The sequence below is a fragment of the Sinomonas sp. P47F7 genome, from assembly GCF_049332655.1.
Lineage (GTDB): Bacteria > Actinomycetota > Actinomycetes > Actinomycetales > Micrococcaceae > Sinomonas.
The window spans coordinates 311,704-332,957 of record NZ_CP186327.1 but is presented as its reverse complement, the minus strand read 5'-3'; the positions used below and the strand labels follow the sequence as shown (position 1 = coordinate 332,957).

Genomic DNA, 21,254 nt, shown 5'->3' with positions numbered 1-21,254 from the left:
CTTCACATCTACGAAAGCGTCACTCTCGGTAGATACGGTGGGGGTATGCAGTACGAAGGAGCATGGCGGAAGCCGATGCGTGCAGACGCGGCCCGGAACATCGAAAAGATCATCTCGGCCGCCCTCGAGTGCTTCCGCGAGGACGGCCCCCAGGTGTCGCTCAAGGTGGTCGCCGATCGCGCGGGCGTCGGCCCGGCCACGCTGTTCCGCAACTTCGCGGACAAGGACGAGCTGGTCCTCGCCGCGATCGAGCGGCAGATCCGGGTCAAGGTCGAGCCCGTGACCGAGGCCGCGCTCCGGAACCCCGATGCGGCGGCCGGGCTCATCGAGGTCCTGAGCGCCGTGATGCAGGTCGCGAATGACGAGCATCACCTCCTTTCCGCCGTAGCGGGGCGGCGGCAGATCCTCGTGGGCCTCGCGGGCAAGCTCATCGAGTCGATGGGCGTGCTGCTCACCCGGGGCCAGGATCAGGGAACCCTTCGCGAGGAGCTCCGGCTCTTGGACATGGTGCGGCTCGTCGCGATGCTCATCGGAGTGGGCGACACGGTGGCACCTGGGTCGATGGCGTGGCTGCGCTACGTGGCCCTTGTGGAGGACGCCATCCGCACCCACCGGGAGCAGCGGCCCCTCCCGCCCCTTGAGGCGATCCCGGAGGTCGACCTCCCGCTCTAGCGACTCGGGCTTCGCGTCACGGCCGCGGGCGACGAGTGGAGAATGTTCATCTGCACCGTCGCCAAATGTCGGATTCCGCGACTAGTGTCTGGCTCATGAACACCTATGACAATTCCTACAGCAGCGGTGCCACGGCCGCCGCCCTGTTCAGCCTGTCCATCGTGTTCCTCATCATCGGGGTCGCTGTTGCCGGCCTCATGTTCATGGGGGTCTTCCGGAAGGCTGGGAAGCAGCAGTGGGCGGCCTTTGTGCCGTTCTACAACTACTGGATCCTGCTCGAGATCGTGGGCCGCCCGCAGTGGTGGTTCTGGCTCTTTGTCGGCGGGGCCGTCCTCGCGTGGATCCCGGTCCTCGGCTGGATCCTCTCGATCGGCGTCTTCATCCTCAACATCTTCGTCATGAACGATCTGTCGAAGTCGTTCGGCAAGGACACCGCGTATACCGTCGGCCTCGTGCTCCTGCCCATCGTCTTCGTGCCGATCCTGGGCTACGGCCAGGCGCCGTACCTCGGCAAGGGCGCGCTCATGGGGCCCCGCGTTCAGGGCGCCTACGGGCAGCCGCAGGCGTACGGCCAGCAGGGCTATGGCCAGCAGGGTTATGGCCAGCAGCCCCAGGGCTACGGCCAGCCGGGGTACGGTCAGCCGGGTTATGGCCAGCAACCGCCGCAGCAGCAGTACGGCCAACCCCAGTACGGCCAGCCGGGTTATGGCCAACCCCAGCCCGGCCAACCCCAGTACGGCCAGCCCACGCCCGGGTACCAGCCGCCGGCCTACGGCCAGCCTGGGCAGGAGCCGCCGGCCCAGCCAGGTCAGCCTGGTCAGCCGGGTCAGCCGGGTAACCCCGGCCAGCCAGGCCACCCCGACCAGCCGGGATCTCCCCAGCAGTAACCCAATCGGTCGGCGGGTCAGCCCCAGCCCAGCAGGCGCAGGCCCGCCGCCGCGGCCGCACCAACAATCACGACGACGAGGAACGGCGCCCTCAGGACCAGCGCGATAGCTGCTGCGACGAGGGCGCCGATTCGTGCGTCGAACGCGAGCGACTGGCCGCTCCCCAGGGCGTTGACGGCGGTCAGCGAGGCGAGCAGACCGATCGTCACGGTCCCGGCCACGCGGGTCATGCGCTCGTTCTGCATCCACCGGCGCGGCACCAGATAGCCGAGCAGCTTCGTCGCGTACGCAACCGCGCAGGCCAGAACTACCCAGAACCACAGGCTCACGTGCCACCTCCCGAAGGCGCGTCTCCCGACGGCCCGCCGCCCGCGTTGCGACCGCGCTCGTGCCGGTAGGGATCCACGTCCGGCTCGAGCCCCTCCATGGCGAGAGGTCGCCCGGCCTCGGCGCGCGCGTGGCTCACCCAGCCGAGGACCGCAGCCACGAGGGCTGCCACGAGAATGGGCACGCCGGGCGGGAGGAACGGAACGGCCAGCACGGTCGCGAGCGCGCAGACCACGGCGATCGCGGCAGGCTCGCGACCCTTGAGCCGCGGCCACAGGAGGCCGAGGAACGCGGCGACCGCGGCCCCATCGAGGCCCCACTGCTTGGGATCTCCGATCGCGTTGCCGGCGAATGCCCCGACGGCCGTGAAGACGTTCCACAGGACGAAGACGCCGAGCCCGGCCGTCCAGAAGCCACGGCGCTGTTCGAGCCGGCCAGTCTGACCGGAGGCGGTCGCGGTGGACTCGTCGATCGTGACCTGGGCGGCGACGAACCTGCGCCACCCCTTCGGCCCGAGCATCGCGTTGAGCTGCATCCCGTACACCGCATTGCGGATGCCGAGCAGGGCGGCCGCGGCCGCGGCGGGCGCACCGGACCCACCGCCTCCGACCACCCCAATGAACGCGAACTGCGATCCGCCCGTGAACATCAGGAGACTCAGGGCAACGGTCTGCAGGACGCTCAGCCCCGACGTGACGGCCAGCGCCCCGAAGGAGACGCCATAGAGCCCCGTCGCGACCGCGATGGACAGGCCCACCCGGAACCCCGGCGAGGTGCGCAGCGAAGCCGCCGCCCCGCCGTCGTCCGCTTTCCCGCCCCGCTGAGGCTCGCCCTCTGGCCGCGGATGCTCCGCGTCAGACAACAGCGGCGCCGACCTGCCGCAGCACGTCCGCGGGACGGTTGGTCGTGATCTCCTGGATTCCCGAGGACAGGCAGAGCTCGACGTCCTCAGGCGCGTCGACGGTCCAGACGCGGAAGCGGCGCCCGTCATCGAGCCACTGGCGCACGCGATTCGGGTGCTCGCGCACGTAGCCGATGCCGGGACCTGCGATCCCGGCGCGGCCGGCGTCGAGCATTCCCTCGGCGTCCGCCTGGGCGGCCTTGAGCATGTTCGCGACCGCGCCGCCCGTGATCGGGCCGAGGGCCAGATCCTCGCGCACGTCCTCGACCTGGACGTCGTCCACGAGCATGCACACGTGCTCGGCCGGCACCCGCTCGAGCAGGTAGTCCACGGCCTCCGGATCGAAGCTCATGAAGCTCACGCGGATGTTGCCGAGCCGCGAGGTCTTCGCCTCCCATCCGCGCTCGGCGAGCACCGCGAGCACGGTGTCTTCGAGCCGGAGCTGGTAGGGGCTCGGGTGCTTGAGCTCGATCGCGAGGCCGATCTCCCGGCCCGCGAGCTCGAGGAGGTCGAGGATCTCGGGCAACGTGAGGAGCTGCTGGCTCACGGCCCCGTACTCGTCGGGGAAGCGGGCCCCCTTCCACGAGCAGAAGTCGAGTTCGCGGAGCTCGTCGAGGGTTCGGTCCGCGACGGCGCCGGTCCCGTCGGACGTCCGGTCGAGGTTGGGGTCGTGGAGGAGCACCACGTGCTGATCGCGCGTCAGGTGGACGTCGCATTCGACGCCGTCGGCACCGTCCGCGAGGGCTTGGAGGTAGGCGGCGCGCGTGTGCTCGGCGAACTGGGCGCTCGCACCGCGGTGGGCGTAGACGAGGGGGCGCTCGGAAGTCATGGCATTAAGCTAACCGACAACCGGGCTCACCCCGTCCCGAGGGTGGGGCCGCGCACCCGGCCCGCGAGTAGGGTGATGCGTATGGTGACGCTCAATCGGTCCCCGGGCACCGTCACACGGCAGGCGGAGCTCAGCCCCGCGGACGCCGAGCGGGCCGCGGCCCTGCGCAGCATGAAGACCCTCGCGCTGAGCCTCCTCATCGCGATGGCGGTGGTCTTCGCGATCGCGTTCGCGCTCCAGGAGCGGGTCCCGTGGCTCCAGTACGTGCGGGCCGCCGCGGAGGGCGGGATGGTCGGCGCCCTGGCCGACTGGTTCGCCGTCACGGCGCTCTTCCGCCACCCGATGGGGCTCAAGATCCCCCACACGGCGATCATTCCGCGGCGCAAGGACCAGATCGGCGCAGCGCTGAGCGGCTTCGTCGAGGACAACTTCCTCTCGGCGCCGGTGGTGCGCGCCAAGCTCGATTCCGCGGACATCGCGCGCAAGGCTGGCGCGTGGCTCGCAACCACCGCCGGCTCCGAGCGGGTCGCGAAGGAGGGCGCCGCCGCCATCCGCGGCGCGTTCACCGTTCTGAACGACGACGACGTGCAGGCCGTCATCGAGGGCCTCGTGCGCAAGCATCTACTCACCCCACCGTGGGGGCCGCCCATCGGGCGGCTCGCCGAGCGGGTGTTCGACGCCGGCCATCACCACCGGCTCGTCGACCTGCTCGTGGACCGGGCGGCGGATTGGGTCGCGGGAAACTACGACACCGTGACCCACCTCGTGACAGACCGCTCGCCCTCGTGGGTGCCGAACTTCGCGAACGAGCTCGTGGGCGACAAGGTCTACATCGAGCTCTCCAAGTTCGTCGCCGCCGTGCAGTCCGACCCCAACCATCAGGTTCGCCAGTCGATCGACAAGTACCTCAAGGACCTCGCCCAGGACCTCCAGTTCGATCCGGCGATGATCGCGCGCGCCGAGACGATCAAGACACAGGTGCTCGGGGACCCCGAGGTACGCGACCTTGCGCGCCGCACGTGGGCAACGGTCAAGCACGCCCTCCTCGACGCGGTCAGCGATCCCCACAGCGAGCTGTACCGGCGGTTCACCACCGCGATCCGGGACTTCGGGGCGCGGCTCGTCGCGGAGGACGAGCTCGCGGGGAAGGTCAACGCGTGGATCGGGGACGCCGCGAGCTACGTGGTCTCGACGTACCGCTCCGACATCGCGGGCGTCATCGAGGACACGATCGCCCGCTGGGACGCCGAGGAGACGTCCCAGAAGATCGAGCTCCAGGTTGGCCGCGACCTCCAGTACATCCGGCTCAACGGCACCGTGGTCGGTGCCCTCGCGGGCCTCGTGATCTTCGCGATCGCGCACGCCGTCTTCGGCGGGTAGAGGCACTATCCCTGAGCGTTGAATCTCACTGGATTGACGAAAAATGTTACGTCAGTTCTGATCGTTGACTCACCTTCTTTCGCGCTCAAAAATGTCGTTGCACGCGCGCGCAACTCCATTTCTGGGCACGTCCATATGAAGGGACAGGGATGGTCATGGCCGAAGAGCCAACGGGCCGCCAGGAACTCGATGAACTGATCGCCGGTGCCGCCGCACTCGGCACCCTCGCAGAGAACGAAGAGGTATTCCGAGCCGCCGTCGACGCTTTCCGCGCGCAAGACGGCGAGTCCATGGCCAGCCTTCTGGCCCGCCATGGGCTCACCGAGCGATGCGAAATCATCTGCCGGTGGCTGCGCAGCAAGGAAACGGTCCTCCTCTGCCTCGAGCTCGCCGGGCCGCCCGACGAGCAGGTCTCCCGTGACGCGCTGGGGTTCGCCCGACTCGTCGCGAAGATCGCCGCCGACGAAGATCTGGTCGAGCTCCTCGCGAGCGCCGTGACCGATCGCAGCCGCGAGGCGTGGGACGAACTCATCAAGCAGACCGATGCGGCCCCGTTCCGCCACGAGCTGTGCCATTGGGCTTCGACCGTCTACTACCGTCTCGTGTGCGAAGTGGTCTGCAACCCGCAGCCCACCGTCGAGCGACCCCGCCTCGCCGACGAGCTCACGGCCGCGGGCAACGCGGTCGGAAGCCTCGCGGCGAACGCGGAGCTCTTCGCCGAGGCGGAGAAGGCCGTCGTCGCCGACCGCTGCCTCGGGCTCCAGGACGTCCTCGAGCGGGCCACCCTCGGCCCCTGGTGTCGGCTCGTCTGCGAGTGGTTCTGCAGCTGGCGGTGCTTCCTGCGGTGCATCGAGCTGTGCCGCGAGTTCCCGCTCCCCGTTGTCGAGTCGCCGATCGCGGAAATGCTCGGGTTCGCGCGCACGACGGCGGCCCTCCCCCAGGCGGGCCTCGAGCGTCTCGCCGCGGCCGCCCTGCGCGGGGACGCGGAGGCGGTGGGCGATCTTGCCAAGGAGTTCGGCTACGAGCGCTACTGCCTCCAGTTCTGCCACTGGGTATGCCTCCTGCGGTGCACGCGCTTCTGCTTCTGCGTGTGCCCGCCGCGCAGCCTCGGCGTCTTCACGAAGATCGGCGGGCTGCACTACGCGACCGACGTCCACAGCGCGCCAGGCAGCACTGGCCTGACCATTGCCGACGCGCGGGCGTTCTACTCGACGCTGCGGCTCAACGGCGGGCTCTCGCTCGTCGACGGGGCCCCGCTCATCGAGTACCGCTTCGAGACGGTCAACACCAACGCGGACGGCTCGACGCTCGCGGACGGCACGCCGATCCTCCCGACGTCCTGGCAGCCGGTGGTGCCAGCCCAGATCGCGCCGACCGAGATCGGCGAGTTCGTGCGCCCGAGGCCGTGGCCGCTCCTCCAAGAGGAGGTTCGCGTCGTGGTCAACGGCACCGCCGCTGGGGACTTCAACATCACGCCGAGCGCAGACGGCTGGATCAAGGTCCCGCCGATGATCCCGGTGCCGCCCATGGTGCCCGTGCCGGATCCGAATTGGCGCTTCTACCCGGGCGACGCGCTCATCCGGTTCATGACGACGACGCTGCCGGGCACGGCCTCGGTCGACGAGACCGGCGTCGTGGCGGGGGCCTCGGCCAACGCGCCGCTCATGACCGACGTCCATTACGGCGTTCGGATGCGCCTGCGGAATCAGGGCACGAGCGGCTCGGGCGCCGACGCGGGGACGTGCTCGCACATCGCGATCAACAACACTGTCTACAACAACGTGTCCCACCACCCGTACTGGCCGGGCGGCCTCTTCGGGGCGTCGAATGAGCTCGCGGTGTCGGACATCGGGGTGGAGGAGCTGAGACTCAACCCGTGCTCGACGCTCTCCGATTCGCTCACGGTCAAGTTCACGGCCGCGCACTCGCACCTCGGCGCCGTCACGGCCGAGTTGCAGGGCCCGGGCGGTCCGTTCGCGTTCGCGCTCGCGCCCGACCTGGGCTCGACGGCCGGCGAGAACCTCTACGGCGAGGCGGTTCCGACGGGCGGATGGTCCTTCGACTCCCTCGCGCCGTGCGCGTATCTGCTGAGCCTGAGCGTCGAGGTGCTCCTCACGACGGGCGACAGCGTTCCGTACCCGCCGCTCACCGACTACATCGCGTTCTGCAAGAAGTAGAACCGGAACGCACCGGAGCCGGCCGTCCCGCCGTAAAGGCGGGACGGCCGGCCCTCGGCGCGCCTCGGGCTAGCCCCGCTGCGGCCGGGGCGGTGGCAGGGCCGGCGGAGGGGGCGCGAACGCGATCCGCGTCGAGCGCACCACAGCGCGTCCCATCGCGAGATTGCCCGCCCCACCGACCACGGCTCCCACGCCGAACGGGAGCGCGCGGCCGAGGAATGCGCCGGTCTGCTTGCGCAGGAGCCACCTGAGGAAACGATCCTGGACCTGGCGTTGCACGAGTCTCGCGGCGGGCCACGGCATGGAGCGGTTGATCGCCGCGCCCCACGCGCGCTGCGGCGCGGCGCCGTGCCCGAACGCCTGGCCCGTGAATGCGCTCAGGAGCGCGGCGCCCTCCTCGCCGAGCATGATCGCCATGACCGTGGTCCGGGCGCGCTCGGGGTCCTCGAGGTGGACCCCGTGCAGTTCGGCGATCGACGCCGCGAAGATGGCCGTGGCCTCGAGGAACCCGACTGTCGCGACGGCAGAGAGCCCGAGCGACGTGACGGTCCCGACTCCCGGGACCGCGGCCGTCCCGCCGACGGCCGCACCCGCCCCCGCGACGGCGGCGAGATAGTCACGCTCGAGCCGACGGCTCAGCTGATCCACCGTGAAGTCCGGGTGCTGCTTCCGCATGCGCCGAAGGTTGGCCATGACCAAGGGGCGCTGGACGTCGACGGCACGCAGGAGGGCTCGTTGGAGGCCCGGCCGGACCGTGCCGTCACGTTCGAACATCGCGCCGTGCGCGGTCCCGTGGGCGATCCGGAGGGCTGAGTTCTTCCTCGCCATGCCTTCCAGCCTAGCGGTGGTCCCCTTCGGAGCGCGGGGCGTTCAGCACGTAATGGCGCAGGAACACCCCCACGTCCGCGAGCTCGGGCCGCCCGATCCGGTGCCCCATGCCCGGATAGGTCCGCGCGGTGAGCTGCACGTGCTCGTCGAGCCATTCGGCCGAGTACGCGACGGCGTCGGGATTGATCACGGGGTCCTCGGCGTCGCGCCCCCAGAAGAACGGCGGGCGTTCCGGGAGGCTCTCGGTGAGGGACAGGATCTCGCTCTCGAGCACGAAGCCGGAGAGGCCCACGGTCGCCGCGTAGGCCTCGGGCTTGAGCCGCAGGAGCGTGCTCGCGAGGGCCATGCCCTGCGAGAAGCCCACGAGCGAAACGCTCGAATGCGAGCCGCGGACGGTGTTCGCCCAGGCCTGCACCGCCGTCGTCGTCGCCATGACCTCGGCGAAGTCGTTCGCGAGGAAGTAGTCGAGGAGGAACCAGCCGCGGTCCCCACCCACGTCGAGCGGGCCGCGCGGCGCCGCAAGGGTGAATTCGGGCGGAAGGCCGCGCGTCGCGGCGAGGATGTTCTCGGGGCTGCTCCCGTAGCCGTGGAGCAGCACGAGGAGGGGCGTGCCCGCACGCTCGGCGGCGGGTCGAGACCACACGACGTCGAGCTCACGCGCTGGCATGAGGCGAGCCTAACGCGGGCCCCAGCGAATCACTGTTTGGCGTCCTGAGAACCGGGTAGTAGACGTCCGTCGACCGGGTGCGGCCCCGCACCCAGCCAACCAGTCAGGAGTGGATCATGCGAATTGGTTCATCGATCGTTCTTATCGCGCTAGGTGCCATCCTCGCGTTCGCCATTGCCCCCGGCCTCATTCCGTATGTCAACCAGACGATCATCGGCTACATCCTCATGGTCGTTGGTGGCATCGGCCTCATCGTGTCGATCATCATGGCGTCGACGGCGCGGAGGACAACGGTGGTGCGGCATCGGGATGGAGAGGTCGAGGAGTTGTGAGCCTGACTGTGTGAGCACAGGATCGCCCCTGTCATGGAACGTGGAGCCCGGCCGAGTGCCGGGCTCCACGTGTGTCCACCCCCAAGCGATCTGCGTTTATGTTGGAATCCGTTGACAAAGCCACATAAACGCAGCTAGAGTCAATCAAACCAAAGTTGTTGTGATGGACACCACACCTTCAAGGGTGGGGAGCACGAGGACAAGGACGTTCGATACAGATGTTCGCCGAGGAGCGCCAGCGGCTCATCGCCGTGCGGGTCGCCGATGCCGGCAGGGTCAGCGTCACGGAGCTCGCCGAGCGTTTCGCCATCACCACGGAAACCGTGCGCCGAGACCTTGCGGCACTCGAGCAGTCCGGCGTCCTGCGCCGCGTCCACGGCGGCGCCGTCCCCACGGACAGCGTCTCGACCACGGAAACCACTCTCTCCGAGCGCCTCGTCCAGCATCTTCCCCAGAAGCTGCTCATCGCGGAGGCCGCAGCTGGGCTCCTCGAGGCGAGCCGGCCCGGCAGCATCCTCCTGGACGCGGGCAGCACCACCGAGGCGCTCGTCGACGTCATGCTCCAGCGCGCGTCGCACCGCCGCAACGACGGCCGGCAGAACAGCCGCCCCGAGCAGCTCGTCATCACGAACGCCCTTCCCATCGCGGACAAGCTCTCCGCGAGCCCCGCCCACGCCGTCCACCTCTTGGGCGGGCGGATCCGCGGACTCACGCGGGCCGCGGTCGGCGTGGAGACGGTCGACGCCGTCGAGCGCCTTCGCCCGGACCTCGCCGTCGTCGGGACGAACGGAGTGCACGCGGCCTTCGGGCTCAGCACCCCGGACACCGAGGAGGCCGCGGTCAAGGCGGCGTTCGTGCGGGCGGCGCGACGCGTCGTCGTCCTCGCCGATGCGAGCAAGCTCGGCGTCGAGACCCTCGTCCAGTTCGCGCGGCTCGACCAGGTCGACGCGCTCGTCACCGACGCCGACCCCGAGGGCGACCTCGCCGCGGCGCTCGAGTCCGCAGGAGTCGAAGTAGTGAAGGCAGGCAACGCATGATCGTGACGCTCACGGCCAACCCGAGCCTCGACCGGACGGTCGAGCTGAGCGGCCCCCTGCGGCGCGGCGAGGTCCAGCGCGCCGTCGCTGTCCGGCAGGAATCCGGCGGCAAGGGAGTCAACGTGTCCCGCGCGCTCGTCGCGTCAGGGCTCGCGACGCTCGCCGTTCTCCCCGGCGACCCCGGCGACCCCGTGCTCGCGGGCCTCGAGTCCAGGGCCGTGCCGTTCGCGGCGCTTCCGATCGGGCAGTCGCTGCGCTCCAACGTGACGCTCACCGAGCCGGACGGCGTGACCACGAAGGTCAACGAGCCCGGTCCCGAGCTGACCGACGGGCAGCAGGAGGAGCTCCTCACGCTGCTCGTCAAGCAGTCGAGCGGGGCGTCCTGGGTGGTGCTCGCGGGGTCCCTCCCGCCGGGCGTGCCCGAGACGTTCTACTCGGCGGCAGCGGCGCGCCTGCGCACCGAGTTCGGGGGCGAGGCGCCCAAGATCGCGGTCGACTCTTCGGGCGCGCCGCTCGCGGCCTCGCTCGGCGGGCGCCCCGACCTCCTCAAGCCCAACGCGGACGAGCTCTCCGAGCTCGCCGCGCTCGTGGGCCTCGCCGACGCCGGCACCCCGGCCGAGCTGGAGGCCTCACCCGAGCGGGCGGCCACCGCCGCACGCTCCCTCGTCGACGCGGGAGTGGGCGCGGTGCTCGCGACGCTCGGCGCGAAAGGTGCCGTTCTCGTAACGGCCGACGGCGCGTGGTTCGCCACGCATGCCCCCATCCGTGCCGTCAGCACCGTAGGTGCCGGCGACTCGTCCCTGGCCGGATACCTTCTGGCCGACACCATCGGAGCGGACGCCGAAGGCCGCCTCCGCCAGGCGGTCGCGCACGGCGCGGCAGCCGCTTCCCTGCCCGGGTCAACCGTCCCGGCAGTCAACCAGACCGATCCCTCCGCCGTGACCGTCACGGCTCTCAAGAAGGACTGACCATGACCGAACTCATCAGCCCGGAGCTTGTCCTGCTGGACGTCGCCCTCGGCGACGCTTCGGCCGACGTGATCCGGACGCTTGCCCAGACCGTGGCCGACGCTGGCCGCGCGACGGCAGCCGAAGGGCTCTTCGCGGACGCCTACGCCCGGGAGCAGAAGACGGCGACCGGCGTTCCCGGCGGCATCGCCATTCCCCACTGCCGCTCCGAGGCGGTCACGGTGCCGTCCCTCGCGATGGCGCGCCTCTCCCGGCCCGTGGACTTCGGGGCCAAGGACGGCCCCGCGGACATCGTCTTCTTCATTGCGGCCCCCGCCGGCGCCGACCAGGAGCACCTCAAGCTCCTCGCGAAGCTCGCGCGCAGCCTCATCAAGAAGGACTTCACGGCGGCCCTCCGCGCCGCCGCGACCCGCGACGACATCGTCAGGCTCGTCGACGAGGCGCTCGGCCTCGCGCCGGCGACCCAGGCATCCGGCGCCCCGGCTGTCGCCGCGCCTGCGGCACCCGCCACGCCCGCCGTCGCCAAGCGCATCGTCGCGGTCACCGCGTGCCCCACGGGCATCGCCCACACGTATATGGCCGCCGATTCGCTCGTCGCCGCGGGCAAGGAGCGCGGCATCGACGTGCAGGTCGAGACCCAGGGCTCGGCTGGCGCGACGCCCCTCCCCCAGTCCGTCATCGACGCCGCGGACGCGGTCGTCTTCGCGGTCGACGTCGACGTGCGCGACAAGGACCGCTTCGCGGGCAAGCCGTACGTCCAGTCGCCCGTCAAGCGCGCTATCGACGAACCCGCCGTCATGCTCACCGAGGCACTGACGACGGCGGCCGACCCCCGCGGCCGGCGACTCGCCGCATCGGCGGGCTCGCCGTCGTCGTCCGCTCCCGAGGGGCGCGAGTCGGTGGGCGGCAAGCTCAAGCGCGCCCTCCTCACGGGCGTCAGCTACATGATCCCGTTCGTCGCCGCGGGTGGTCTGCTGATCGCGCTCGGCTTCCTCCTCGGCGGCTACGACATCACGAAGTACGCAGACACGATCGTCCTCAAGAACAACCTCTTCACCAATCTGCCAACCGAATTCGGGCCGCAGGCGTGGGGACCGGTCGGGGCCTACCTCGGTGCCGTGCTGTTCAAGATCGGTGGCCTCTCGCTCGGCTTCCTCGTCCCGGCCCTCGCGGGCTACATCGGCTACGCCCTCGCCGACCGGCCCGGCATCGCGCCTGGCTTCACCGCCGGCGCGGTGGCTGGCTTCATGGGCGCGGGCTTCCTCGGCGGCATCGTCGGCGGCCTCCTCGCCGGCTACACGGCGCATTGGCTGGCCTCCCTCAAGGCGCCCCGTTGGCTCCGCGGCCTCATGCCGGTGGCGATCATCCCGCTCCTCGCATCGATCGTCGCGTCCGGCCTCATGTTCGTGATCCTCGGCGGCCCCATCGCGTTCGTCACGAAGGCGCTCAACGACTGGCTCTCGGGCATGTCCGGGGCGGCCGCCGTGGTGCTCGGGATCATCCTCGGCCTCATGATGTGCTTCGACCTCGGCGGCCCGGTCAACAAGGTCGCGTACTCGTTCGCCGTCGCGGGTCTCGGTGCTGCCAGCGCCGCGAACCAGGCTCCGTACCACGTCATGGCCGCCGTGATGGCCGCCGGCATGGTGCCTCCGCTCGCGATGGCCCTTGCGACCGTGCTCGACCACAAGAACTTCAACGCCACCGAGCACGAGAACGGCAAGGCCGCGTGGCTCCTCGGAGCCTCGTTCATCTCCGAGGGCGCGATCCCGTTCGCCGCCGCGGATCCGTTCCGCGTCATCCCGGCCTCGATGATCGGCGGCGCCGTGACGGGCGCCCTGAGCATGGGCTTCGGCGCCGGATCCAAGGCCCCGCACGGAGGCATCTTCGTCTTCTTCGCGATCGACAACTTCATCCTGTGGGTCGTCTCGATCGCGGTGGGCGTCGCGGTAACGGCTCTGGCCACCATCGGCCTCAAGCGCTACGTTGGCAGGAAGGCCCCCGCGGCCGTGGAAGCCGAGCCTGTCGCCGCCTAGCGGAGAAAGTTCGAGGACGAACATGCAGCAGTTTCACGGTGTTGGTGTGACGCCGGGGCGTGTGGTGGGGCCGGTGCGGCAGATGCCGGCGCCGGTCCAGGAGCCGCACGCGCGGGTGGACATCCCGGCGGGGGTGACGGTGGAGTCGGAGACCGAGCGGATCAGGGCCGCCTCCAGGGCCGTCCAGGCCGGGCTCAAGGCCCGCGCGGAGGTGGCGGCCGGGGACGCGAGGGGCGTCCTGGAGGCCACCGCGCTCATGGCGGCGGATCCGATGCTGGTCAAGGGCGCCGTGAAGCTGCTCGGTCCCGGGGCCGAGGGCGGGCCCCGGACCGCCGAGCGCGCGGTGTGGGAGTCCGGGGCGGCGGTCGCCGAGAAGCTGCGGGGCCTGGGCGGGTACATGGCCGAGCGGGCCGCGGACGTCCTGGACGTGCGGGGGCGGATCGTCGCCGAGCTCCGCGGCCTCCCGGCCCCCGGGGTGCCCGCGTCCGAGGCCCCGTTCGTCCTGGCCGCCGAGGACCTCGCCCCGGCCGACACCGCGACCCTGGACCCGGCGAAGGTCCTCGCGCTCGTCACATCCGGCGGCGGCCCGCAGTCGCACACCGCGATCCTGGCCCGGGCCCTGGGCCTGCCCGCCGTGGTCGCGGCCGAGGGCGTGGAGACGATCCCGGACGGCACCGAGGTCTTCGTCGACGGCGCGGCCGGGAGGATCCTCACCGGGCCCGCCCAGGCCGAACGGGACGCCGCCGCGGCGTGGGCCGCCCGGGCCAGCGCCCTGGCGGGCTTCGCCGGGGACAACGCCCTGGCCGACGGGCACCGCGTGCCGCTGCTGGCCAACGTCGCCACCGGGACCGACGCCGCCCGGGCCGCCGCCGCCGGCGCCGAGGGGGTCGGGCTGCTGCGCACCGAGTTCGCGTTCCTGGACCGCGACACCGAGCCCGCCCACGACGAGCAGGTCGCCGCCTACGGGGCCGTGTTCGCCCACTTCGCGCACAAGAAGGTCGTCATCCGCACCCTGGACGCCGGCGCCGACAAGCCCCTGCCGTTCCTGACCGACGCCCAGGAGCCCAACCCGGCCCTGGGCGTGCGCGGCTACCGCACCGACCACGCCTCCCCCGGGGTCCTGGCCCGCCAGCTGGCCGCGATCGCCCAGGCCGCCAAGGAGCACCAGGCCCAGGTCTGGGTCATGGCCCCCATGGTCTCCACCCCCGACGAGGCCGCCGCCTTCACCCACATGGCGCACGCCGCCGGGCTCCCCGTCGCCGGGGTCATGGTCGAGGTCCCCTCCGCCGCCCTCACCGCCGCCCACATCCTCGCCCACGCCGACTTCGCCTCCCTGGGCACCAACGACCTCACCCAGTACACGATGGCCGCCGACCGCATGCTCGGGCCCCTCGCGGCCCTGAACGACCCCTGGCAGCCCGCCGTCCTGCACCTGGTCAAGGCCACCTGCGACGGCGCCGCCGCGGCCGCGGCCGCCACCGGGAACCCCAAGCCCGTCGGAGTCTGCGGCGAGGCAGCCGCCGACCCCGGCCTCGCCGTCGTCCTGACCGGCCTCGGAGCCACCACCCTGTCCATGACCCCCCGGGCCCTGCCCGCCGTCGCCCAGGTCCTGGCCACCGTCACCCTCGCCCAGGCCCAGCACCTCGCCGCCCTCGCCCTCGACGCCCCCACCGCCGCCGCCGCACGCCAGGCCGTCCGCAGCCAGCTGCCCGTCCTGGACCAGCTCGGCCTCTAGAAAGGAAAACCAACCCCATGGCAGAACGCACCGCCACCATCGGCTCCCGCGTCGGGCTCCACGCCCGCCCCGCCGCGATCTTCGCCGAGGCCGCCGGGGACACCGGACTCGAGATCACCATCGCCATGGAAGGCGACCCCGAAGACGAAGCCATGGACGCCTCCAGCATCCTCTCCCTCATGAGCCTCGGCGCCGAATACGGCCAGAAAGTCACCCTCCGCGCCCACGGCGACGGCGCCGAAACCGCCCTCGACCACCTCGTCACCATCCTCGAAACCGACCACGACGCCCACTAACACCTGGCGTTGCACCGTCACCCGGGCGCCCGCCCCTCCCGTTGCGCCGTCACCTTCGCAGGGTGCACACCCTGCGAAGGTGACGGCGCAACGCTCTTAAGCAGCTCAGTCGCGGACGGTGATCCCGAGGTGCTCGGCCATGATCTCCGCGAGTTCGGCGGCCTGGAACGGGCTCACGGTGGCCCCGCGGAGGCCCTCGATCCCGCCCACACGCCCTAGGCGCGCTCCGCGAAGGTCCACGTTGCGAAGCTGGGCCGCCGTCACGTCGAGCGCGTCGAGGGTGCACCCCTCGAACGCGACGCGCGTCGCGCTCGCCCGCCCGAGGTCCAGTTCCTCGATGGTGCAGTCCACGAACAGGACGTCCGCGAGCTGGGCCGCCCGGAGGTTGACGAAGCCGAGCTTGCAGCCGCGCACCGCCACGCCGTCCCAGGTCGAGTCGTACAGCTCCGCCGAGCCGATGCGGGACGCCTCGAGCTCGACGTCGCGGAACCGCGAACGGGGCGCCGAGAAGCTCGGGGCGCCGAGCCGCTCGATGCGGGTCTCCACGAAGGAGGCGCCCGTGAGGTCGGCCTCGTGCATTGAGATGTCGGAGAGGGTGCACTCGACGAAGGCGGCCTCGGCCAAACGACGCCCGGCGAGGTCGGCGCCGTCGAACGCCAGACCCTCGGCGCGCTCCCCCGGCCCGGCGTCGCCCGCGTAGCCGGGCACGAGGCCCTCGAGCCGTAGTTCGGTCAGCCGGGGCCGGGTGCTGTCTCTTCGGGCGCTCACCCGCCGATCCTAGCCCGGGCCCGCTTAGGCTGGTGTCCATGAGAATCGCTGTCCTCGACGACTACCAGGGCGTGGCCGCCTCGCTGGCCGACTGGGATTCACTAGGCGCCGACGTCACCTTCTTCACCGAGCACCTAGGCCAGGACGACGACGGCGTGGTCGCCGCCCTGGCAGGGTACGACGCGATCGTCGCGATGCGCGAGCGGACGCCGCTCTCGGCGGATCGGCTCGCGCGCCTCCCCGACCTCCAGCTCATCATCTCGACGGGCCGCCGCAACGCCTCGATCGACCTCAAGGCCACCGCGGCCCGAGGCATCACCGTGTGCCACACGGGATATCTCCCCTCCCCGGCCGCCGAGCACACGTGGGCGCTCATCCACGCGGCCACGCGGCGTCTCGACGTCGAGCTCGGCGCGATCGCGTCCGGCGGCTGGCAGACCACGGTGGGGCGCGGCCTCGAAGGAGCGCGGCTCGGCGTGCTGGGTCTCGGGAATCTCGGCTCTCGCGTCGCGAGGGTGGGCCTCGCGTTCGGCATGGACGTGATCGCGTGGAGCCAGAACCTTACGGACGAGCGCGCCGCCGAGGTCGGCGTGCGGCGGGTCGACAAGGAGGAGCTGTTCGCAACCGCGGACATCCTCACGATCCACCTCGTGCTGTCGAAGCGCTCGCGCGGCCTCGTCGGCGCGGAGGAGCTCGCCCTCATGAAGCCCGACTCGATCCTCGTCAACACGTCGCGCGGACCGATCGTCGACGAGGAGGCCCTGCTCGACGCTCTCCGCGGCGGGCGGCTCGGCCTCGCCGCGCTCGACGTGTTCGACATCGAGCCTCTCCCCTCGGACCACCCCCTCCGGACCGCCCCGCGCGCCATCCTCACGCCGCACATCGGCTACGTGACTCGCGAGCAGTACGAGGTGTTCTATCGCGACGCGGTCGAGGACATTGCGGCGTTCGCGGCAGGCCAGCCGATCCGGCTCCTCGAGCTCCCGCCGAGGAACCTCTGACCCCGCCCGCGGGGGTCAGCGCTTCGGGCGGCGGCTCGGGCCCTGCATGAGCCGGCCCGGCAGCACGCGCGTGAGGAGCACGATCGACTTATAGCGCCGCGACGGCACGGAAACTCCCTTGCCGCGCAGGTTGTCGAGCAGGCCGTCCCGCACCACCCGCTCGGCGCGCAGCCACATGAACGGCGGGATGAAGCGCGTGGTCATGCCCATGCGCTCGTGGAACTCGGTGTGGACGAAGCCGGGGCAGAGCGCGGTGACGAGCACGCCGTCGTGCTTGTAGTGCATGTTGGCCCAGCGGCTGAAGGCGAGGGTCCACGCCTTCGCCGCCGAGTAGCTGCCGCGGGGCACGAACGCCGCCACGGACGCGACGTTGATGATCCGCCCCTCGCGTCGCTCCGTCATGGCGCGCAGCGCCGCATGGCAGAGGCTCAGGGTCGCCTCGACGTGCAGACGGAGGTGCCGGATCTCGTCCTCGAGCGGATTCTTGTCGAAGTCGTGGAGGAGCCCGATCCCCGCGTTGTTGACGAGGACCCCCACCGGCCGCGCGGGGTCGCCCACGCGGTCGACGACGGCGGCGAGCTGGGAGGGATCGGTCAGGTCCGCGGGGAGCACCTCGACCTCGACCCCGGTCCGCGAGCGGAGCTCCGCGGCGGCCTGCTCGAGGCGGCCCCCGTCCCGCGCCACGAGGACGAGCGAATGGCCTTGCGCTGCGAGCTGTCGGGCAAACTCGGCGCCGAGGCCCGAGCTCGCGCCGGTAATGAGGGCCGTCGTCATGGCTCCAGCCTAGCCCGGGGGTGTCATGCACCACCGTCGTTTGTTGATCGGACACAAAGATGCACAGGTCGTTCGACCCCGTCAGCCCGTGGAACTGTAGGATCCCACCAAATCCATCACGCGGCTGTTGATCACTCCGACACCGCCTAAAACGTGCCTCAACGGGAATACTAAGACCATGGATCGCATTGCTATCACCGGTTTCGGGGCCGTCAGCCCCCTCGGGACCGATGCGCCGTCGACCTGGGAGGCCCTCCGAGAGGGCCGTTCGGGCGTTTCGGCGCTCGAGGACGCTTGGGCCGCGCAGCTCCCCACCCGCATCGCCGGGACCGTCCCGGACACGTTCGCAGAATCGCTCGCCGTCCGGGAGATCAAGCGACTTGACCGTTGCGAGCAGTTCGCCCTCGTGGCCGGCCGCGAGGCGTGGGAGATGGCGGGACGTCCCGAGATCGAGGGCGAGCGCCTCGGCGTCGTCGTCGGCACCGGGATCGGCGGCATCACCACGACCATCGCGCAGGAGCACGCGCTCGAAGGTTCGGGCCCGCGGCGCGTCTCACCGCACACCGTGACGATGCTCATGGGCAACGGCCCCGCAGCCTGGCTCTCGATCGATCTCGGCGCCAAGGCCGGCGCCCGGACGCCCACGAGCGCGTGCGCCTCGGGTGCGGAGGCCATCGCGATGGGGCGCGAGATGATCCTCGCCGGCAGCGCGGACATCGTCGTCGCCGGCGGCAGCGAGGCCGCGATCACGGGCCTCACCCTCGCCGCGTTCGGCCAGATCCGCGCCCTCTCGAAGCGCAATGAGGATCCGCAGGCCGCGTCCCGGCCATTCGACGCGGATCGCGACGGCTTCGTGCTCGGCGAGGGCGCGGCGCTGCTCGTGCTCGAGCGCGAATCGCACGCCCGCGCGCGCGGCGCCGAGATCTTCGCCTTCGTGGACGGCGCGGCCGTGACCTCGGACGCCTTCGACATCGTGGGGGCGGACCCCTCGAACCAGGCCCGCACCATGAACCTTGCGCTCCGCTCGGCGGACCTCGCGCCCGGGGACATCGACTTCGTCCACGCGCACGCGACGTCCACGCCGACCGGCGACATCAACGAGGCGGACGCGCTGGCCGAGACCGGGATCCACGCGCCCGTGACGTCGACGAAGGCGATGACGGGCCACCTCCTCGGCGCGTCCGGCTCGCTCAGCGCCATCGCATCCATCATGGCTCTTCGCGAGGGCGTCATCCCGCCCACGATCAACGTCAATCGGCTCGACCCTGCGATCAAGCTCGACGTCGTCGCCAACGTCAAGCGCGAGCTGCCCTCGCGTGCGGCGATCGTGAACTCGTTCGGCTTCGGCGGGCACAACGCGGCCATCGTCCTGAGTCACAGCTGAGAGCCCGCCGCTCACCGCGAGCGCCCGGCCCCACATGGGGTCGGGCGCTCGCGCATGTTCAGGGCCGAGTCAGGCTCCGGGCGTTCGGCGAGCGGCCCGACGAGCGGTCACCCGCAGCTGCAGGATGCGCACGCCGCCCGCGATCGCCACGATGATTCCACCGGCCACGGCGGCGATGAGGAGGGCGAGTGCAAGGGGCACGTTGCCGTCGAGCCCGAGGAAGCGCACCCGCACCTGGTCCTGGTTCTGGATGAAGAACACGATCAACAGCACGAACACCGCGAGGCCCGCGACAACCGAGGCCCACACCGCCCCGGCGCGCGTCACGCCAGGCTGGTGCCTCGCGGGCGTGGGCTCCCTCCGCGGAGGCGTCGGTTCGCGCTTCGCGGGCGCCGGTTCCCTCTTCGCGGGCGCGGGCCCGGTCTTTGGCGGCTCGGGCCGCTGGCTTCCCCGCGCGTCGCCCTCGCCGGGCACGGACGGCGGCGTCTCAGATCGCTCGCTCATGGGTCTCCTCTCCTCAGCCCACCCTAGGCACCTCGCGGAAGGAGCGCGAAGCTTTGGCGCGGCGTGGGCGTGGCGCCGTCGCCCGGCCCTCACCGGTGAGCGACCGCGACCGTCCCGCCAATCTCGGGATCGCGCATGATCCGCACGGAGAAGCCCGCAGCGGTGAGGATCGCCGCCGTCGTCGGCGCCTGGTGCTTGCTCGTCTCGATCAGCAGCGCTCCGCCCGGGGCAAGCCACTCGCCTGCGCCGGCGGCGACGCGGCGGTGGAGGTCGAGTCCATCGGCGCCGCCGTCAAGCGCGGCGAGGGGCTCGTAGTCGCGCGCCTCGGGCGGCATGAGCGCGATTTCCGCGCTGGGCACGTACGGCGCGTTGGCGGCGATGACGGCCACGCGGCCGCGAAGGCTCGCGGGAAGCGCGGCGAAGAGGTCCCCCGTGTGGGCACGCCCCGCGAACGGGCGCATGTTGCGGCGCGCGACCCCCACCGCCACGGGGTCGACGTCCGCCACGTGAAGCTCGATCCCGGGCACCACGCTCGCGACGGCCGCACCGATGGCGCCGCTGCCGCAGCACAGATCGACGACGACGGCGCCCGCCCTGGCCGCCGCGGCGAGCCTCGCCGCCTCGCGCACCACGAGCTCGCTGCGCTTCCGCGGGACGAAGACGCCCGGCTCAACGGCGATGCGCAGACCGAAGAATTCCGCCCAGCCGACCACGGACTCGAGCGGTTCGCCGGCAATCCGGCGCGCCGCGAGCGCCTCGAGCTCGGCGCCGTCGCCCGCTGCCTCGCACAGAAGGCGAGCCTCGTCCTCGGCGAAGACGCAGCCCGCGGCGCGCAGCCGGAGCACGAGCGGATCCTCGGCGGGCGCGGGCCCGAACGGCTGGCCGGAGTCTGGCCTCGGGGTGGTCACGGCGATAGTCTGCCATCACCGTCGGGCCAGCGCGGCCCCCGACTGTCAGGAGGAAGCATGGCAGGGCACACCTACAGCATTTCGGAGATCGTCGGCACCTCACCGGATGGCATCGACCAGGCCATCAAGAGCGGGATCGAGACGGCTTCGCAGACCGTGCGAAACCTGGACTGGTTCGAGGTCCAATCGATCCGCGGGCACATCGAGAACGGGACCGTCGCGGACTGGCAGGTCACGATCAAGTTCGGCTTCCGGCTCGAGCGCTGACCCCGTGGGGCGGCCGGCCCCACGGGCAGGCCCCCGGGGGCGGCTGGCCCACGTGCGGGCCACGAATGTCGGACCCGCTCCCTAAGCTGATGACGTGTTCAGTCCTTGGGGGGCACTGCGCGAACTGGCCCACGTCACACTGCATTTCATCCTCATGCCGGATGGGGCGCCCGGCCGCACTGACGGCCGGGCGCGCATCTGGCTCGACAAGCGCCTGCAGCAGGCGGAACGCCGGTGTGCGCTCACGCATGAGCTGGTCCACCTCGAGCACGGGCACACAAGGTGTCAGGGCGCGCGGGTCGAGCGTCACATGCGGGAGGAGACGGCGCGGCGGCTCATCCAGATCGATGATCTCGCGGAGGCCTACCGCTGGACCCACCACCCCGCCGAGCTCGCGGAGGAGCTCTGGGTGACGGCCGATGTCGTCCGTGATCGCCTCGCCGCGCTCAGCGAGAGCGAGCAGGCGAGGCTCGCCGCCTGCGCGAGGGCGGCGAGGGTCCCGTGAGGGGCATCACTTGTTTCGTCTGCGCACGTACAATGCCGCCATAGTGGCCCCGCTGTTACCTTCCCACAGGCCAC

At 71.2% G+C, this 21,254-nt stretch carries 23 protein-coding genes; 14 read left to right on the top strand and 9 right to left on the bottom strand.

Annotated features, from left to right (window positions below; all coding sequences use genetic code 11):
- The first annotated feature begins 45 nt into the window (after positions 1-45).
- Together ACOKR1_RS01690 and ACOKR1_RS01685 are read left to right on the top strand one after the other, a co-directional pair.
- Positions 46-672 (top strand): TetR/AcrR family transcriptional regulator, encoded by a 627-nt coding sequence (locus tag ACOKR1_RS01690; protein WP_422935051.1) that lies wholly within the window; start codon positions 46-48, stop codon positions 670-672.
- Between the two features lie 95 nt (positions 673-767).
- The gene (locus ACOKR1_RS01685; protein WP_422935050.1) at positions 768-1,559 is read left to right on the top strand and encodes a DUF5684 domain-containing protein; all 792 of its coding nucleotides are present in this window, start codon (positions 768-770) and stop codon (positions 1,557-1,559) included.
- Positions 1,560-1,576: 17 nt separating this feature from the next.
- Here ACOKR1_RS01685 and ACOKR1_RS01680 read toward each other — a convergent pair whose 3' ends face one another.
- The 3 genes from ACOKR1_RS01680 to ACOKR1_RS01670 all read right to left on the bottom strand — a co-directional run bounded on the left by ACOKR1_RS01680 (position 1,577) and on the right by ACOKR1_RS01670 (position 3,616).
- Positions 1,577-1,888: an AzlD domain-containing protein gene (locus tag ACOKR1_RS01680; protein ID WP_422935049.1), complete on the bottom strand. Its 312-nt coding sequence runs from the start codon at positions 1,886-1,888 to the stop codon at positions 1,577-1,579.
- Complete coding sequence (locus ACOKR1_RS01675) at positions 1,885-2,667, bottom strand: AzlC family ABC transporter permease (RefSeq protein WP_422936717.1); 783 nt, start codon at positions 2,665-2,667, stop codon at positions 1,885-1,887. The genes ACOKR1_RS01680 and ACOKR1_RS01675 overlap by 4 nt, the downstream gene beginning before the upstream one ends.
- 73 nt (positions 2,668-2,740) lie before the next feature.
- Positions 2,741-3,616 carry a glycerophosphodiester phosphodiesterase gene (locus ACOKR1_RS01670; RefSeq protein WP_422935048.1) on the bottom strand — a complete coding sequence of 292 codons (876 nt, stop codon included), beginning with the start codon at positions 3,614-3,616 and terminating at the stop codon, positions 2,741-2,743.
- Positions 3,617-3,697: 81 nt separating this feature from the next.
- Between ACOKR1_RS01670 and ACOKR1_RS01665 the strand changes: the two genes are divergently transcribed.
- Entirely contained in the window at positions 3,698-4,996 is a 1,299-nt protein-coding gene (locus ACOKR1_RS01665; RefSeq protein ID WP_422935047.1) for a DUF445 domain-containing protein, read from the top strand.
- 155 nt (positions 4,997-5,151) lie between these two features.
- The gene (locus ACOKR1_RS01660; RefSeq protein WP_422935046.1) at positions 5,152-7,173 is read left to right on the top strand and encodes a hypothetical protein; all 2,022 of its coding nucleotides are present in this window, start codon (positions 5,152-5,154) and stop codon (positions 7,171-7,173) included.
- Positions 7,174-7,242: 69 nt separating this feature from the next.
- Here ACOKR1_RS01660 and ACOKR1_RS01655 read toward each other — a convergent pair whose 3' ends face one another.
- Together ACOKR1_RS01655 and ACOKR1_RS01650 are read right to left on the bottom strand one after the other, a co-directional pair.
- The gene (locus ACOKR1_RS01655; RefSeq protein WP_422935045.1) at positions 7,243-8,001 is read right to left on the bottom strand and encodes a hypothetical protein; all 759 of its coding nucleotides are present in this window, start codon (positions 7,999-8,001) and stop codon (positions 7,243-7,245) included.
- Between the two features lie 10 nt (positions 8,002-8,011).
- Positions 8,012-8,668 (bottom strand): alpha/beta hydrolase, encoded by a 657-nt coding sequence (locus ACOKR1_RS01650; protein ID WP_422935044.1) that lies wholly within the window; start codon positions 8,666-8,668, stop codon positions 8,012-8,014.
- A gap of 116 nt (positions 8,669-8,784) precedes the next feature.
- Between ACOKR1_RS01650 and ACOKR1_RS01645 the strand changes: the two genes are divergently transcribed.
- From ACOKR1_RS01645 to ACOKR1_RS01620, 6 genes are all read left to right on the top strand, one after another.
- A complete protein-coding gene (locus ACOKR1_RS01645) occupies positions 8,785-9,000 on the top strand; it encodes a DUF6458 family protein (RefSeq protein WP_415856389.1) in 216 nt (71 codons plus the stop codon).
- A gap of 218 nt (positions 9,001-9,218) precedes the next feature.
- Positions 9,219-10,037: a DeoR/GlpR family DNA-binding transcription regulator gene (locus tag ACOKR1_RS01640; protein WP_422935043.1), complete on the top strand. Its 819-nt coding sequence runs from the start codon at positions 9,219-9,221 to the stop codon at positions 10,035-10,037.
- Complete coding sequence (locus tag ACOKR1_RS01635) at positions 10,034-11,005, top strand: 1-phosphofructokinase family hexose kinase (RefSeq protein ID WP_422935042.1); 972 nt, start codon at positions 10,034-10,036, stop codon at positions 11,003-11,005. Before ACOKR1_RS01640 ends, ACOKR1_RS01635 begins: the two co-directional genes overlap by 4 nt.
- Positions 11,006-11,007: 2 nt before the next feature.
- Positions 11,008-13,038 (top strand): PTS fructose transporter subunit IIABC, encoded by a 2,031-nt coding sequence (locus ACOKR1_RS01630; protein WP_422935041.1) that lies wholly within the window; start codon positions 11,008-11,010, stop codon positions 13,036-13,038.
- A 22-nt stretch (positions 13,039-13,060) separates the two neighbouring features.
- A complete protein-coding gene (locus tag ACOKR1_RS01625; RefSeq protein ID WP_422935040.1) occupies positions 13,061-14,773 on the top strand; it encodes a putative PEP-binding protein in 1,713 nt (570 codons plus the stop codon).
- A 17-nt stretch (positions 14,774-14,790) separates the two neighbouring features.
- Positions 14,791-15,069 carry an HPr family phosphocarrier protein gene (locus ACOKR1_RS01620; RefSeq protein ID WP_422935039.1) on the top strand — a complete coding sequence of 93 codons (279 nt, stop codon included), beginning with the start codon at positions 14,791-14,793 and terminating at the stop codon, positions 15,067-15,069.
- A gap of 105 nt (positions 15,070-15,174) precedes the next feature.
- On the opposite strand, the gene ACOKR1_RS01615 is transcribed toward ACOKR1_RS01620, so the two are convergent.
- On the bottom strand, positions 15,175-15,837 hold the full coding sequence (locus ACOKR1_RS01615) for a pentapeptide repeat-containing protein (RefSeq protein ID WP_422935038.1): 663 nt from the start codon (positions 15,835-15,837) through the stop codon (positions 15,175-15,177).
- Positions 15,838-15,875: 38 nt separating this feature from the next.
- Here ACOKR1_RS01615 and ACOKR1_RS01610 point away from each other — a divergent pair, with 38 nt between their 5' ends.
- Positions 15,876-16,838: a D-2-hydroxyacid dehydrogenase family protein gene (locus tag ACOKR1_RS01610; protein ID WP_422935037.1), complete on the top strand. Its 963-nt coding sequence runs from the start codon at positions 15,876-15,878 to the stop codon at positions 16,836-16,838.
- A gap of 15 nt (positions 16,839-16,853) precedes the next feature.
- Here the strand turns inward: ACOKR1_RS01610 and ACOKR1_RS01605 are convergent, their stop codons facing one another.
- Positions 16,854-17,612 carry an SDR family NAD(P)-dependent oxidoreductase gene (locus tag ACOKR1_RS01605; RefSeq protein ID WP_422935036.1) on the bottom strand — a complete coding sequence of 253 codons (759 nt, stop codon included), beginning with the start codon at positions 17,610-17,612 and terminating at the stop codon, positions 16,854-16,856.
- A gap of 178 nt (positions 17,613-17,790) precedes the next feature.
- Between ACOKR1_RS01605 and ACOKR1_RS01600 the strand changes: the two genes are divergently transcribed.
- Entirely contained in the window at positions 17,791-18,996 is a 1,206-nt protein-coding gene (locus ACOKR1_RS01600) for a beta-ketoacyl-[acyl-carrier-protein] synthase family protein (protein WP_422935035.1), read from the top strand.
- A 69-nt stretch (positions 18,997-19,065) separates the two neighbouring features.
- Here the strand turns inward: ACOKR1_RS01600 and ACOKR1_RS01595 are convergent, their stop codons facing one another.
- Positions 19,066-19,500, bottom strand: a complete 435-nt coding sequence (locus ACOKR1_RS01595) for a LapA family protein (RefSeq protein WP_422935034.1) — start codon at positions 19,498-19,500, stop codon at positions 19,066-19,068.
- 89 nt (positions 19,501-19,589) lie between these two features.
- The gene (locus ACOKR1_RS01590; RefSeq protein WP_422935033.1) at positions 19,590-20,408 is read right to left on the bottom strand and encodes a putative protein N(5)-glutamine methyltransferase; all 819 of its coding nucleotides are present in this window, start codon (positions 20,406-20,408) and stop codon (positions 19,590-19,592) included.
- Between the two features lie 57 nt (positions 20,409-20,465).
- Between ACOKR1_RS01590 and ACOKR1_RS01585 the strand changes: the two genes are divergently transcribed.
- Together ACOKR1_RS01585 and ACOKR1_RS01580 are read left to right on the top strand one after the other, a co-directional pair.
- A complete protein-coding gene (locus ACOKR1_RS01585) occupies positions 20,466-20,675 on the top strand; it encodes a dodecin (protein ID WP_415854385.1) in 210 nt (69 codons plus the stop codon).
- Between the two features lie 94 nt (positions 20,676-20,769).
- Complete coding sequence (locus ACOKR1_RS01580; protein WP_422935032.1) at positions 20,770-21,180, top strand: ImmA/IrrE family metallo-endopeptidase; 411 nt, start codon at positions 20,770-20,772, stop codon at positions 21,178-21,180.
- Positions 21,181-21,254: the final 74 nt, after the last annotated feature.

Bases quoted from the DNA above. Each gene is read 5' to 3' on its own strand.
- ACOKR1_RS01690 (WP_422935051.1), top strand. From the start codon at position 46: ATGCAGTACGAAGGAGCATGGCGGAAGCCGATGCGTGCAGACGCGGCC.
- ACOKR1_RS01685 (WP_422935050.1), top strand. From the start codon at position 768: ATGAACACCTATGACAATTCCTACAGCAGCGGTGCCACGGCCGCCGCC.
- ACOKR1_RS01670 (WP_422935048.1), bottom strand. From the start codon at position 3,616: ATGACTTCCGAGCGCCCCCTCGTCTACGCCCACCGCGGTGCGAGCGCC.
- ACOKR1_RS01665 (WP_422935047.1), top strand. From the start codon at position 3,698: ATGGTGACGCTCAATCGGTCCCCGGGCACCGTCACACGGCAGGCGGAG.
- ACOKR1_RS01660 (WP_422935046.1), top strand. From the start codon at position 5,152: ATGGCCGAAGAGCCAACGGGCCGCCAGGAACTCGATGAACTGATCGCC.
- ACOKR1_RS01655 (WP_422935045.1), bottom strand. From the start codon at position 8,001: ATGGCGAGGAAGAACTCAGCCCTCCGGATCGCCCACGGGACCGCGCAC.
- ACOKR1_RS01650 (WP_422935044.1), bottom strand. From the start codon at position 8,668: ATGCCAGCGCGTGAGCTCGACGTCGTGTGGTCTCGACCCGCCGCCGAG.
- ACOKR1_RS01645 (WP_415856389.1), top strand. From the start codon at position 8,785: ATGCGAATTGGTTCATCGATCGTTCTTATCGCGCTAGGTGCCATCCTC.
- ACOKR1_RS01640 (WP_422935043.1), top strand. From the start codon at position 9,219: ATGTTCGCCGAGGAGCGCCAGCGGCTCATCGCCGTGCGGGTCGCCGAT.
- ACOKR1_RS01635 (WP_422935042.1), top strand. From the start codon at position 10,034: ATGATCGTGACGCTCACGGCCAACCCGAGCCTCGACCGGACGGTCGAG.
- ACOKR1_RS01630 (WP_422935041.1), top strand. From the start codon at position 11,008: ATGACCGAACTCATCAGCCCGGAGCTTGTCCTGCTGGACGTCGCCCTC.
- ACOKR1_RS01625 (WP_422935040.1), top strand. From the start codon at position 13,061: ATGCAGCAGTTTCACGGTGTTGGTGTGACGCCGGGGCGTGTGGTGGGG.
- ACOKR1_RS01620 (WP_422935039.1), top strand. From the start codon at position 14,791: ATGGCAGAACGCACCGCCACCATCGGCTCCCGCGTCGGGCTCCACGCC.
- ACOKR1_RS01610 (WP_422935037.1), top strand. From the start codon at position 15,876: ATGAGAATCGCTGTCCTCGACGACTACCAGGGCGTGGCCGCCTCGCTG.
- ACOKR1_RS01605 (WP_422935036.1), bottom strand. From the start codon at position 17,612: ATGACGACGGCCCTCATTACCGGCGCGAGCTCGGGCCTCGGCGCCGAG.
- ACOKR1_RS01600 (WP_422935035.1), top strand. From the start codon at position 17,791: ATGGATCGCATTGCTATCACCGGTTTCGGGGCCGTCAGCCCCCTCGGG.
- ACOKR1_RS01595 (WP_422935034.1), bottom strand. From the start codon at position 19,500: ATGAGCGAGCGATCTGAGACGCCGCCGTCCGTGCCCGGCGAGGGCGAC.
- ACOKR1_RS01585 (WP_415854385.1), top strand. From the start codon at position 20,466: ATGGCAGGGCACACCTACAGCATTTCGGAGATCGTCGGCACCTCACCG.